This window comes from Flavihumibacter stibioxidans, assembly GCF_014332695.1.
GTDB classification, from domain to species: domain Bacteria; phylum Bacteroidota; class Bacteroidia; order Chitinophagales; family Chitinophagaceae; genus Flavihumibacter; species Flavihumibacter stibioxidans.
Genome location: NZ_MBUA01000001.1, coordinates 966,713 through 980,869, shown reverse-complemented (window position 1 = coordinate 980,869; position 14,157 = coordinate 966,713). Strand labels below are relative to the sequence as shown.

General features: G+C 48.7%; 7 protein-coding genes. 1 reads left to right on the top strand and 6 read right to left on the bottom strand.

Features of this window, described 5'->3' with window-relative positions; genetic code table 11:
- Positions 1–11: 11 nt before the first annotated feature.
- The 4 genes from BC349_RS04145 to BC349_RS04130 are packed head-to-tail and all read right to left on the bottom strand — an operon-like array spanning position 12 to position 4,742.
- Positions 12–1,490 (bottom strand): ATP-binding cassette domain-containing protein, encoded by a 1,479-nt coding sequence (locus BC349_RS04145; protein WP_187255470.1) that lies wholly within the window; start codon positions 1,488–1,490, stop codon positions 12–14.
- Between the two features lies 1 nt (position 1,491).
- A complete protein-coding gene (gene leuD, locus BC349_RS04140; RefSeq protein WP_187255469.1) occupies positions 1,492–2,085 on the bottom strand; it encodes a 3-isopropylmalate dehydratase small subunit in 594 nt (197 codons plus the stop codon).
- Positions 2,082–3,533, bottom strand: a complete 1,452-nt coding sequence (gene leuC / locus BC349_RS04135) for a 3-isopropylmalate dehydratase large subunit (RefSeq protein WP_187255468.1) — start codon at positions 3,531–3,533, stop codon at positions 2,082–2,084. Before leuC ends, leuD begins: the two co-directional genes overlap by 4 nt.
- Positions 3,534–3,575: 42 nt before the next feature.
- On the bottom strand, positions 3,576–4,742 hold the full coding sequence (locus BC349_RS04130; RefSeq protein WP_187255467.1) for a 2-isopropylmalate synthase: 1,167 nt from the start codon (positions 4,740–4,742) through the stop codon (positions 3,576–3,578).
- Between the two features lie 205 nt (positions 4,743–4,947).
- Between BC349_RS04130 and BC349_RS04125 the strand changes: the two genes are divergently transcribed.
- Positions 4,948–6,501, top strand: coding sequence for a hypothetical protein (locus BC349_RS04125; RefSeq protein ID WP_187255466.1), 1,554 nt, complete (start codon positions 4,948–4,950; stop codon positions 6,499–6,501).
- A gap of 1 nt (position 6,502) precedes the next feature.
- Here BC349_RS04125 and BC349_RS04120 read toward each other — a convergent pair whose 3' ends face one another.
- Both BC349_RS04120 and BC349_RS04115 read right to left on the bottom strand, forming a co-directional pair.
- Positions 6,503–7,531, bottom strand: coding sequence for a PorP/SprF family type IX secretion system membrane protein (locus tag BC349_RS04120; RefSeq protein WP_187255465.1), 1,029 nt, complete (start codon positions 7,529–7,531; stop codon positions 6,503–6,505).
- Between the two features lie 8 nt (positions 7,532–7,539).
- Entirely contained in the window at positions 7,540–14,106 is a 6,567-nt protein-coding gene (locus tag BC349_RS04115) for a PKD domain-containing protein (protein WP_187255464.1), read from the bottom strand.
- Between the last annotated feature and the right edge of the window lie 51 nt (positions 14,107–14,157).

Sequence of the window (14,157 nt, the reverse complement as noted above, 5' to 3'; positions counted from 1 at the left end):
ATTCCCCTCCCTTATACTGATAGTAATTTTTCGGAAAAGTAATTATCTGATATTGCCCTGCCCTTATCCAGTTCTATTTTCCTGGTGATACAGGCGGGCAGTTCTTCTTCATAGTGTGTAACGTAAATGAGCGTACGATTTTCATCTTCGCAGAACATGTCAACCATATCGGTAAAATGATCACGTTGCTGGTCATCCAATCCCTGGCAGGGTTCATCCAGGATGAGCAGGTGAGGGTTTTTTACCATAGCCCTGGCAAGCAGGGTTAATCTTTGCTGACTGGTTGACAACAGCGAAAGAAGTTTATGCCTGTATGCCATGAGCCCGAATGCTTCAAGCCATTGCATCACCTGCCGGTGCTGTTCTTCATTCAGCTGCCTGAATAATCCGATGGTGTCAAAAAGGCCGGAAGCAACTGCATTGTAACAGGTCTGGCTGTTATCAAAATACCATTGCAGTTCAGGCGATACATAACCGATATTTTTTTTGATATCCCAGATGCTTTCGCCGGTTCCTCTTTTTCTGTCAAAAAGCAAGAGGTCATTGGAGTAAGCTTTTGGGTTGTCTGCAGTAACCAGGCTCAGCAGGGTAGATTTTCCGGAGCCGTTGGCCCCCTTAAGCCACCAGCGTTCTCCATTCAGCACCGCCCAGTTGATCGCTTCCAGCAGGGTTTTATTCCCGTATGCTATCCTTGCATCTTTCATTTCAATGATGCGGCTGAAGAGAGCGGGGAGAGGTTTTACAGGCAGGTTAATATTGTGGTAAGATGGCAGGAACCTGCGCATGCTTTCCGGTTGTTTTGCCAGGATACCACTTATATTGTCAAAGGTTTCCAGGCGCCCGTCTTTCAGCAACGCAACGGTTTCAATTACTTCCGGGCACTCATGCGGATCGCAAATTAGGATGAACTGGCAGCCTTCTTTTGCTTTTTCGGTTATATATGCACGAAGCATGTCCCTGCTTCGTGTATCCATTCCTGTGAATGGTTCGTCCAGGATCATGATCCGTGGTTCCTGCAGGAAAGCGCGGATTAACTGGAAACGCTTGTGTTCACCGCTGGATAAATGAAGCAGTGGTGAATGGAGTCGTTCTTTCAGTCCGAACAGATTCAACAGCAGGTTAAGCTTTTCCTCAGGCTGACCGAACTGTTTCAGTTCTTCTGAAACAGTGGCAGCATCATCGGCGTCCATGCTGTTAAAGCGTTGCTGGTAATAGAACTGGTTTACGTGCGACAGGTTGGTAAAATGGTAATGCTGTTCGACCCTTACTATGGAGGGAGATACAGCCTGGCCATTTTCAACAAAATTAATGGTGCCTTCATGGAAAAGCTGACCAGCAATGGCTTTTGTCAGCAGGGTTTTGCCGCTTCCGGAAGGTCCGGTTATCAATAGATGTTTGCCGCTGTTTAATTCAAAGGAAATACAGTCAAGAAGTTTTTTACCACCCAGGTGGAGAGAAAGATTTTTCACTATGGTGGTAATACCGGGCATCTTATCTTCTGTTTGTTTCGTATTGTTCTATTTCCTTTCGGATGCTCAGCAAATAATCGATATCATCATACCCGTTCAACAGACAGGTTTTTTTATAAGCATTGATGTCAAAGGACGCCGATAATCCGGCTGATGGAATACTGATGGTTTGGGAGGGAATATCCACCTCAACAACGGTTGCCGGATCCTTTTCCGTGATGGCGAAAATTTGTTGCAGGAATGCTTCCGTTACCTGTACGGGCAGCAGAAAATTGTTGAGTGAATTGTTACGGAATATATCAGCGAAAAAACTGCTGACAACCACGTCAAACCCAAAATCCTTGATGGCCCAGGCGGCATGTTCGCGGGATGAGCCACAGCCAAAATTTTTTCCTGCCACCAGTATTTTTCCCCTGTAGACAGGGTTGTTCAGTACGAAGTCTTTCCTTGGCTGGTTTTCATCATCGTTCTCAAAACGCCAGTCGCGGAACAGGTTCTTTCCAAAACCATCCCTGCTGGTTGCTTTCAGGAAACGGGCCGGAATGATCTGGTCAGTATCGATGTTTTCCATCTTTACCGGGACTACCGTAGATGAGATATGGGATATTGCTTTCATTGGTTAACCAGTATTTCGTTTTCCATTCTCCACCTTTCGTTGATGACAACCGGTTCCAGGTAGTTCCTTATGTCGTCCACTTTACCGGTAATTGCAGCCAGTGCTGCTGTCAGCGGGCTGGCAAGCAGTGTTCTTGCATTGGGGCCCTGTCGGCCTTCAAAATTTCTGTTGGAGGTAGAGATGCAATATTTTCCAGCGGGGATTTTATCTTCATTCATACCCAGGCAGGCGCTGCAACCAGGTTGCCTTAACTGGAAACCGGCGGCCTCAAAAATTTTGTCAATGCCTTCAGCCCTTGCCTGGTTTTCAACCTGTTTGCTTCCGGGTACAACCCATACTTCCACACTATCTGCCTTGTGTTTGCCTTTTACAAAAGCAGCTACCTGGCGGAGGTCTTCTATACGACTGTTGGTGCAACTGCCAATAAAAACATAGTCTACTTTCTGGTCTTTGATGGCAGCTCCGGGTTGTAAGCCCATATAATGAAGCGCTTTTTCGAAAGAGGGTCTTTCGCTTGCTTCAACCTCGGAAAGAGCGGGTATATGACCTGTGACCGGAATACCCATACCCGGGTTTGTTCCATATGTGATCATGGGTTCAATGGCAGCCGCGTCGATAAAAATCTCTTTGTCAAATGTTGCATCGGCATCAGTGAACAACTGCGACCATTCAGCTACTTTCTCATCAAACAGTTCTCCATGCGGAGCAAACAAACGGCCCTTGATATAATTGAAAGTGGTTTGATCCGGTGCAATCAAACCACCCCTTGCGCCCATTTCGATGCTCATATTGCAAATGGTCATGCGGGCTTCCATGCTCAGGGCACGGATGGCTGATCCCGCATATTCCACAAAGTACCCGGTGGCACCACTGGCCGAAATCTGTGAGATGATATAAAGGATGATGTCTTTTGCGCCCACACCGTTTTGCAGCATACCATCAACATTGATACGCATCAGTTTGGGTTTGCTTTGCATCAGGCACTGGGTGGCCAGTACCATTTCCACTTCACTTGTGCCGATTCCGAATGCAATGGCTCCGAATGCACCATGGGTGGAAGTGTGACTGTCGCCGCATACGATGGTCATTCCCGGCTGGGTGATGCCCAGTTCCGGTCCGATGACATGCACAATGCCCTGAAAGGGGTGTCCAAGGCCATATAATTCAATATTGTTCTTACTGCAATTCTCAATGAGGGTGGCCACCTGCCGGCGGGATAATTCTTCCCTAATGGGCAGGTGCTGGTTCAGTGTGGGAACATTATGGTCCGCCGTAGCCACCACCTGTTGCGGGCGGAATACCGGCAATCCTCTTTTTTCCAGGCCCTGGAATGCCTGGGGGCTGGTCACTTCATGGATGAAGTGCTTATCTATATAAAACACTGAGGGGCCGCCTGCTATCTGCTGCACCACATGTTTTTCCCAAATTTTATCGAATAATGTTTTCATACCCGTCTGACGTGCGTCTGACGTACGTCAGACGCGATTATGTTAAGCAACTACTGTTGAACTGCTGTAAGCTTTGGCCATGGCTTCGAGGTCTTCGTCGCAAACCTCTTTTTTGGTATCTGCTATTTCAAGGAATTTCTGGTAAAGCACGTCCACATCGTTCCTGTTGAACTGGTGCCCGAGTTTCTGGAAGCGGTAGGCAAGGGCACTACGGCCACTCCTTGCTGTCAGTACAATCTTAGAACTGTCGGCGCCAACTTCTTCCGGAGCAATAATCTCATAGGTGGAAGTGTCTTTCAGGAATCCATCCTGGTGAATTCCGGAGGAATGGGAAAAGGCATTGGCTCCCACAATTGCTTTGTTCGGTTGTACCGGCATACGCATGGTTTCGGCAACCTTGCGGCTCATAGGGTTCAGCTGGGTGGCATTAATGCCCGTATAGAAGCCCAGGGATGAATGCTGTTTGATGATCATCACCACTTCTTCCAGCGATGTATTTCCAGCTCTTTCTCCAAGTCCGTTGATGGTGCACTCAATCTGGCGGGCACCATTGATAATACCTGAAATAGAATTGGCTGTTGCCAATCCGAGGTCATTGTGGCAATGGCAGCTTAATACGGCTTTGTCCACATTGGGTACATTGTTGATCAGGTAGGCAATCTTTTCCCCGTACTGGTGGGGGAGGCAATAACCGGTTGTGTCGGGAATGTTTACGGTGGTAGCTCCTGCAGCGATTACGGCTTCCACCACACGCGCCAGGTATTCATTGTCGGTGCGGCCTGCATCTTCCGCATAGAACTCAACATCATCGGTAAAATTACGGGCCCATTTTACACACTGAATGGCACGCTGAAGGATATCCTCCCGATTTGAATTGAATTTTGACCTGATATGGAAATCTGAGGTGCCGATACCCGTATGGATACGGCGGCGGGCAGCAGGTTTCAGTGCTTCTGCAGCTACTTCAATATCTTTCTGGACTGCCCTGCTAAGGCCGCAAACAACAGTGTTCTTAAGTAGTTTGGCGATCTCGTTCACAGCCTCGAAGTCGCCCGGAGATGAAATAGGAAATCCTGCTTCCAGGATATCCACCCCCAGCGCTTCCAGTTCAAGAGCCAGTTCAATCTTTTCTTTTTTATTGAGCTTGCAACCGGGCACCTGTTCTCCGTCGCGGAGGGTCGTGTCAAAAATGAATATCTTATTATCCATATATGAGGGTGAATTTGTAAAAAAATGCAGGTCTCGTAATTTCGTTTTGCTTGCTATGAATGTGAAATACGGAGACCTGCAACCCGAAAGTACCATTCCGCGGCAGGGGGGAGAAATCAAAATACCCCGTAAATTACACTGGTTAAACTGCTCCGGATGGCCTGGAATGCAGTACAGACAAGGATTTTAAATCTAGAATATTACGATGCCCAACAGGACTGTAGATGCTTTGTTTCAACTGGTCAAATCACTTGAAAAGTCAGAAAAACGGAATTTCAAGCTATTTGTCTCCCGCAATACCTCAGCCGAGAACCTCAAGGTGATCGAGCTTTTCGATGCGCTCGACAAAATGAACGAATACGATGAAACGACCCTGCTCAAAAAGACTTCCGGCATTAAAAAGCAGCAGCTCAGCAACCTGAAAGCCCATCTTTACCGGCTGTTATTATCGAGCCTGCGCCTCATTAAGGATGATCAAAATGTTGATATTCAGCTACATGAGCAAATGGGTTATGCGCGTATCCTATATAATAAGGGGCTTTACCTGCAAAGCCTGAAAATTCTGGATAAACTGAAGGAACTGGCCAGACAGCACAATCAGGCAAGCTTCCTCATGCAGGCTATTTTTTTTGAGAAGAAAATCGAGGCTCTGCACATAACCCGCAGCAGTGAACACAGGGCCTTATCGCTGGTAAGTGAATCGGAATCGGTGGTCAGAAAGCTGTCAGATATCAATGCCGGTTCCAATTTATCCCTGCTCCTCTATGATTGGTACATCCGCCATGGCCATGCCCGGAATAAAAAGGATGAGGCGGAGCTGGATACCTTTTTTGAAAAGCACCTGCCCGACGGTGCTGTGCATTCCAAAGGGTTCTATGAACAATTGTATGTGTACCAGAGCTATTGCTGGTATGCCTTTATCCGCCAGGATTTCCTGATGTATTACCGCTATACCAGCAAATGGGTGGAGTCATTCCGTAAGCATCCTGAAATGGTTAAGGTTGAAACCCTCCAGTATATTAAAGGCCTGCACAACCTGCTCAATGCCCATTTCGACCTCAAAAACCAGGAAGGGTTCGGAAAAACCCTGAAGCTTTTCGAAGAGTTGGAACAGTCGGAAGTGGTGCAACACAACGATAACAACCGGATCCAGGCATTTGTATACCTGCAACTGGGCCGCATCAACCAGCATTTTATGCAGGGTACTTTCACGGAAGGCCTGGCGCTTGTTCCCTACCTCGAAGAAAAACTAGAGGAATACCACTTGCAGCTGGACCGCCACCGGGTGCTGGTCTTTTACTATAAAATTGCCTGCCTTTATTTTGGCAGCGGGGACAATGAGAAGGCCATCGATTACCTGCAAAAAATCATTAACTGGAAGGTGGACCTCCGGACCGATCTGCAATGTTATGCCCGCCTGTTGCACCTGATTGCCCACTATGAGCTTGGTAACACAGAAATCCTCGAATACCTGGTAAAGTCAGTGTATCGTTTCATGGCCAAAATGGGCAGCCTGAGCGTGGTGGAGGAAGAGATGTTCCGTTTCCTTCGCAAATCCTTTGGCATGCCGGCCGGAACGGAAAAAGCCGCTTTCCGGAAATTACTGGAACGCATTAAACCTTATGAGAATGACCCGCGCGAAACCAGGACCTTTTCCTACCTGGATGTGATCTCCTGGCTGGAGAGCAAGGTCGACAGCATTCCTGTCCAGGAGGTAATCCGCAGGAAGGCCGAAGTGGCAAGGCGGAAAAAAGTCTGAGTTAGTGGAAATCATAACACCTCATAGATCCCCTTCCGATATTGTCATTCCGGTACCGTCCGGATAATTCGGGGTTGGTGGAAACTTCGTACAGGAAGGCGCCCTCCGTTGAACCGGTGGTATTGGTGTAACCCAGATGTGATATCGTGGCATCGTGACTGATTCCCATACGCATTTTACGGCCCCTGTCACCCCCGCCCAGGAAAGAATCCAGGGTTATCGATAGTACAATGGCATCGTTTTTCCGCAGGTCCACATTGTTGCGGTACCAGAGACCGATATTGAGATAATCGTTTTTATATTCCAGCCCGCCACTAATCGATTTAAACTGGCCCTGCTGGTAATACACTGCAGAGGGAATCAGCCTTGGACCGAATTCATCATCATAATTTTCTTTTACCAGGACAAGGCTTGCGTGGGCAATCAGGCGCCTGGGCAGATTGGAAGTTACTCCCTGGGTGAGTGATTCATCGGGCCGGTTGAGATGCTGCACAGAAAATCCAACCATCAGGTTCCTGTAAACGCAGGTGGCTCCGGCACCGAAATCAGGGAACCATTTATTGTTATTAATGGGCAGTTCAGCCTGGGAACGGGCTCCCGGAATGACGCCCTGGTCATTGATCATGTCAGAGAAATAGAGCTTTTCCCAACGCACGGCACGACTGCTGAAACCGCCCTGGATCCCTGCAGAAATCAGGTAATCTTCCCCCCCAAACCCATAAGAATACATGGCCGACACATTTTGTTTGTGGAGGTATCCTTCATGTGACCCGGTAAACATCATCCCGAATCCACCTTTGAAAACAGGTATGTATTTATCCGCGAATACACTGTAGTACTGCATGCCTGAGGGTACGGAAGCCCACTGCCGCCGGTATGCTGCCCCAAATCTCAGGTCATTTTCAGCCGTTCCTGTAAGCGCGGGGTTGAGGTACAACGGCGAATTCAGGAACTGCGAATACAGGTGGTCCTGCGCACACAAATGATAACCTGACAACACGATGGTTGCAATCAATAAAATCTTTTTCATGACGACCGTCATTTAATAACTGTAATGGTTCCTACTCTCTTATATTGGTCGTTTCCAGGATATCGCATGCCTTTCCATTCGGTGCCATTAAGGAAGCGGGCAACAATACGCCAGGTAAATACATCCTGCTGCACCCCCTGTCCTTTGTAGTTTCCGTCCCAGCTTTCAACCGGCCGGCCTTTATCATCCAGTTTATTGGTTTCAAAAACGAGTTCACCCCAGGCATTATAGATCTGGAGACGGTACTCTTTCAATCCTGTTCCCTTCGGTATAAACCGGTTCAGTTCTGTTCTTGCGCTTCCGGGCTGGAAAGCATTGGGCACCTGCAGCCAACCTGGAATACCCATTATCTGAACATTCAGGCTGGCAGTGTCGGAACAGAAATCATCCTTGTTTATTACAATCATTTTTACCTGGTAAATACCAGTATCCTTATAGGTATAGGTTGGACTCGGAATTGTTGATCCCACTCCGGCCTGGTCGCCGAAATACCACTTGTAATCCGGTGATTTCAGGTCAGTGCTCTGATCCAGGAATTCAAAGGTATAATCCGGTATCTCAATTACGGGGGATGGCAATACACGGAATGAAGCGGTTGGCGCCGTTTTCACTGTGATATAGTTCAGCCTTACTGCAGTGTCCTCGCAACCATAGGTTCCCCTCGCAATCATGCGGATGGTATACGGCGAATTGATAAAACCAAAACTATGTACCGGGTTCTCCGAACCACTGAAATTACCATCGTCAAAATCCCACATATAGGCAGTGGCATTGGTTGACAGGTTGCGGAAGTTTACCGTCAGGAGTTTACAGCCTTGTGCCGTATCCACTTCAAATGCTGCAATTGGTTTGATGCCTACCCTGATGATCTTTGTTGCCGTATCGCGACAGATACCATTATCCGCTATCAGCAACACATCATATTCCCCGCTCTGGCCATAGAAATGACGAACATTCTGCGTATTTACCGACGGTGTCTGGTCCCCGAATTGCCACTCATAACGCGAAGCCCCAACCGAATTGTTGGTCATGCGCACATCAAGTACGCCCGTGCAGCCCAGGGAGTCTGAGAGCGCAAAGCCCGCAACAGGTTTGGGAGCCGTTGTAATGACCTGTTCCATGGTATCAGGATCGCACCCATACCTGTTGGAAGCGATCAGGCGTAATCGGTAGTTGCTGTTTGCGCGCAGCAGTTGAATGTTTCCGGGCGTTCGGTCGGCAGAAACCAGGCTGTCATCGAGGTACCAGCGGAAATCATCCGCGAATTGCGAATTATTAGTGATGGCAGGTGCAAAGGGAACACAACTCCTGTCATTCTGAATGGAAAAAGATGCCACCGGCGTGGGGTTCATTCGAACCGAACCATAACTTGTATCTGCACAGCCAATGCTGCTGGTGCTGATTAACGTTACCGCATAGGTTTTAGGCAGTAGTTCTCCCTGGGGTAGTCTGAACCGGTAATTCAAATTTCGGTTAGTGTTAACCGGTATACTGTCTATCAGCCACCTGAAACCGGTGAGGTCTGTGCCTTCATAAGTGGTAGTATTCGTGAAACTGATGGTTGAATCAGTGCTGCATGTGATGGTATTCAGCGGGTTGAACCCTGTTTCGGGTGAATATTGAACTCTTATCAATGTAAAGGAGGAATCAACACAGCCCGCTGCATTGTACACTAACAGCTTGATGCGGTAGGTTCCCCCTTTGGTAAAGGTATGACTGGCGGTGAAGCCTACTGCGGGTGTGGGGTCGTTCGGGTCATCAAAATACCAGTTGGCATTCAGGGCGCCGGCCGGATTGGTGGTGGCGTTTAGGGTAAAGGGTGCACAATTGAGCGTACCCGCATTCGTAAGGATGGAGGCGACCGGATTAGCCAGCACTTCGATCTCCTGTCTGATGGTATCACTGCACCTGTTGCCGAAAGGGTTGCTGTTGTATGCGACCAGGATCACCCAATATTTTCCCGGCTGCTCGTAACGGTGCACGGGTGATGCCAGAATGCTGGTTTTGCCGTCACCGAAATTCCAGAGGTAAGCATCAGCCTGTTTGCTGGTATTGGTGAAGCGAACAGAATCCCTTTCGCAATAAGGACGGGTAATGGGTTCAAATCCCGCGGTTGGTCCGGGTAATACGATGACTTGTCGGTAGATCACGGTGTCACTGCATCCATTGGTCATTCTCACTGAAATATTAAAAGTACCCGTATCGGTATAGGTATGGGTAAGCGTCTGCGGTATTTCATCGCTGACCAGCAATGGAGAACCGTCATCAAAATTCCATTCAAATCTTGATGCGCCGGGAGTAGTGTTGATGATGGTTACTGTATGGGGAGTACAACCGTATAACTGGTTGCCATTGACTGCCACCTGGGGCTGTATCTGGTTCGGTGAGACCACAATGTTATATGCCAGGCTGTCTTCCCCGCATTCGGTTACCATCCGCATTTTAATGGTGAAGGTATCCACGGTTCCACTGGTATAGACATGTTCCATGACTCCTTTATTTGTGGTTGTCATAGTATTGCCATCCCCAAAGTCCCAGTAATAGGTGGCAGAGCCGCCTTTTGACGTGTTATTTATGCGAAGTTTAAAAGGGGAGCAGCCTGCAGTGGTATCAATTCCGAATATGGCTTTGGGCAGGGGCCTTACCTGCACAGAATCTTTGTAAACAGAAGTTTCACAACCATTGGAAACACTGAGTGAAATCACGTAGGTGGTATCATTGCCGAACTGGCTGCCACGGTACAATATTGCATCCGGTTGCGCTGAATCTGAAGTCTGGCCGTCACCGAAGTCCCAGTTGAACTGAACTCCATCCAGACGGCTGGAAGTATTGGTAAATCGAATGGAGATGGGTGCACATCCCTCCGAACTGTCTTTGGTAAATGATGCCGTGGTCCCTGCAATTGTAACGAATTTTGCCGTGGTAGTATCTGAAGCACAGCCCCACTGGCTCCGCACCACCAAAGAAATGCTGACAGAGTCGTTGTTTGCGTTGATGGTGTAGCCCGGGAAAACCGGACTGGAATTGGTATTAAGCGGATTGTTATTGACAAACCACCAATAGCTTCCATTGAGATCGGGCTGTATGTCGGTTGTTATGATGGACTGGTCTATCTGAAAGGGTGAGCAACTGATATTCTTTGCAGCAGAAAAGGAGGCAATGGCATCGCCATGTGGAACAATATCAATAATGTTGCTGGTGCTCACCTGCAGGCCATTGCACAATGTAGAACTTACCAGGCGGCGGAAGTAACGGAGACCAGTAAGCGCTTCCGGCTGGTAATCTTTCCCTGATGCCCCAATAATATTGGTCCAGGTTATGCTGTCCTGGCTGATCTGCCACTGGAATATTTTCGAGCTGTCTCCCCCTGTAGGTACAGAACCCGTCAGCAATTGCGGCGTACTGCCAACGCAGATATCCTGCCTGTTCCGGATGATATTATTTTCTATGCCGGGTAAGACTGTTATCACCAACTCGTCTGTTACCTGGCAGGATCCCGCGCCATAGCTATATTTCAGCGTGAACACCCCTGCCTGCGCGGGTGTGAATAGTCCCGATCCGGTAACCAGTCCGGAACCCGACCAGCTGCCTCCGGAGGGTAAACCCGACAACTGAATTGCGCCGCTGTTCTGGCAAACGGTTTGGTCCGCACCGGCTTTGGCTTCTTCCTGGCCGGATACTGAAATCAGGGTAGAGTCGGTAGCGGTGCAACCATTCTGGGTTACTGTATAGTATGCTTTGTGGTTTCCAATACCAGCCAGGAAGGGATTAAAATTATACCCCCCACTTCCGGCACTGATGCCGGTACCTATCCACACGCCTCCGGGTATGATGCCCCCGGTTAGGATAATGTTTTCATTTACCAGGCATAAAGCCAGGTTATTTCCTGCATCTGCAGGTGGAAGCGGTTTAACGGTAATCGTTGCCGTTGCCGAAGATCTGCATCCGGAGGTATCCGTTCCGGTGACGGTGTAAGTGGTGGTGGTGGATGGTCCTGCCCAAACGGAGTCGCCGGAAGCCAGGTTTAGTCCGGGTGAAGGTGACCAGGAATAACTTTTGGCTCCGGATGATTGCAGCAGTACACTGTCTCCCACACAAACAGTTGCCGAAGTTGGTATAACCACCACAGCCGGCGCTGGTTTCACCGTTATATTCACCGTATCGGAGTTGGCGCAGGCATTGGCGCCTGAGCCGGCTTTAACCGTCAGGACCAATTGGTATTCTTTGTTGGTGCCGGTATTGTTAGCTACTGAAAAAACCGGTTGTGCTGCTACAGGACCGGAAAGTCCGGTTGCCGGTTGCCATAGGTAGCTGTAGCCCGAAATTGCCGGAGATCCAAGAGTAACCTGGTCTCCGCTGCAGACGGTTAAATCCTTGCCTGCGCTGGCGGCAGGAAGGGCCACTACCTGCACGGGAGTATTTACCGTTGAACTGCCACATTCATTGGCTGCTTTGAGTGCAATGGAATAGGTGCCGGCAGTGCTATAGCGGATGTCGCCGGGAACCACCGTACCTGCAGTGGCGGGCAATCCACCGGTAAAAGTCCATTCATATCCTGCAACACTATTCCCGTAACAGGAGATGGTGCTTACAGTTGGTTGAATGGTTTGGCCAACACAAATGGTGGCCGGTGCACTGATACCCAGTTTTGGTTTGGCTTTGATGGTAACGGTATCGGTAAATTCATCCGGACTGCAACTCGCGGCGCTGTTACCGGCAGCCTGTACCCTTAACCTGACAAGGTATTTTCCAGGCAAACTAAAATTCCACGACGGGTTGAGTGATTCTTTACTGGTACCGTTGGTATAGGTATAACCAGTTCCGCCGGCTGGATCACAATTTTCAGGATCAAGCCTGGTGATTTCCCAGGTGAAAATATTTTCACCGCACAAGGGGAGCGGGCTGGTATTAGCGGCAGCCACAGGCAGGGGGCCGCAGCCTTCTGTTTTGTTGAGCGTGAAACTTGCTTTTGGCTGTTCCCTCACACAAATGATGCGGGTAATGGAATCAACGCCGCATTCATTGGCTTTATAAAGTGTTACCGTATAATTTCCCGGTACCGTGAAACGGAGTCCCAGGTTTGAAGATCCGTTGTTCCAGAGCCTGTAATTGTTCAGGCTATTATTATGTGAGCCCAATTTGCCTGAGGCTGTGGTCCAGCCGGTGGCGGGATAAACTTTCCAGGCAGTACCAGAGTTTGTTTCACAGGTTGAATTGGCACCCGACACCGTGATAAAGTTTCCGAGACGACTGATGTCAGAAATGGTGGCAGTGGAGTTAACACACACTATCGAATCGGGGCTGATGCCGATCAGCGGTTGTGGTTTGGCTGATACATATATTGGTGTAACTGTACTGCTGCTTATACCGCAGGGATTGATAATGTCAAGGGTAACTTTAAAGGAGTTCTGAAAAATATTGGATCCGTTACTGCTGCTTACGCCACAGGACCCCACCACAAACTCATGGTCGATCTGTCCCGGTGCCGGATGGGTTTGAAGCCAGGTGGGACTGCCATCATTAAACACAATCTGGTATTGGGTGCCGGGTGGGTTATTGCTGGTTCCCGTGATGGGAAAACTAAGTGTCTGGGGGCCGCAGATGGTGGTATTTCCGGGTGATCCAATGCCGCCTGCCGGGTTGGTTCCCAAAAACACATTGTATTTTTTTATGCCAATGCAGCCGTCTGCTCCAAATGCGGAAACAGTCATCACCGTATTTCCCAGTTTGAAGGGATGGCTGGTATCGGGAAGTGTGGTTCCTGCATATTTGGGCGAACCATCTCCCCAGTCAATTTCCCAGCGGGTAATGGATGCATTGGTGTTGGAACCGTTTTTAAAATGAAACACATAATTTTCCTCATTCGAACACTTCTTAAAAGTGGGTCTTCCACTAAAGGTGACCAGTTGCACGTCGAGATCGGTGGACACCAGGGACGCATCCGGCACTTTCAGTACGGTTACCGGTTTCTGCACAGAGTCACTGCAACCATATTGATTGTAGGCAATCAGTTTGGCCTGAACAGTCACTGTCCCGGATCCGGTGAGAGAAAGGTATTGGTGGGATGGGTCCTTCTGGATGGAAGTGTCTTCATCACCGAATCTCCATAAGTATCTGCTAGCCCCGCTGCTGGAGTTGGAGAATTTTACCGGTATGTTGCCACAATTATTATTGGGGGAGAAGCTGAAATCCGGTACTGGTTTGATGTTCTTTACATCCACATAAAAAAAGGCTGTGTCTTTCCCGTCGAGGTTTTCGCTGACCAGGCTGACTTTTTGAATGCCTGCAACACTAAATCTTACCTGGCCCGGGTGTCTGACCGTTGAGCTTGCCGGTGAGCCGTTACTGAAAGTCCAGCTCCATTTTATGGGTGTTCCGAATGATCCGTCAGCAAAGTTGAGGGATCCGTTGATGCAAATACTGAGCGTATCAGGATCCTGTCTGTTCGCATTGTCCACCCGTATGACGGTGGCAGGCGCCTGCGCCAAAATACCAGAAAATAAGCCTGGTATTACAATAAACAGCAATAACCATACTACCCGGGTAGCTGGTTTTTTCAGGGTTACAGGAGCCAATGGTAAATGTATTGGCCCACAATATGAAAAAAATATTCTATGTATTCAATG

Bases quoted from the DNA above. Each gene is read 5' to 3' on its own strand.
- BC349_RS04145 (WP_187255470.1), bottom strand. From the start codon at position 1,490: ATGCCCGGTATTACCACCATAGTGAAAAATCTTTCTCTCCACCTGGGT.
- leuD (WP_187255469.1), bottom strand. From the start codon at position 2,085: ATGAAAGCAATATCCCATATCTCATCTACGGTAGTCCCGGTAAAGATG.
- leuC (WP_187255468.1), bottom strand. From the start codon at position 3,533: ATGAAAACATTATTCGATAAAATTTGGGAAAAACATGTGGTGCAGCAG.
- BC349_RS04130 (WP_187255467.1), bottom strand. From the start codon at position 4,742: ATGGATAATAAGATATTCATTTTTGACACGACCCTCCGCGACGGAGAA.
- BC349_RS04125 (WP_187255466.1), top strand. From the start codon at position 4,948: ATGCCCAACAGGACTGTAGATGCTTTGTTTCAACTGGTCAAATCACTT.
- BC349_RS04120 (WP_187255465.1), bottom strand. From the start codon at position 7,531: ATGAAAAAGATTTTATTGATTGCAACCATCGTGTTGTCAGGTTATCAT.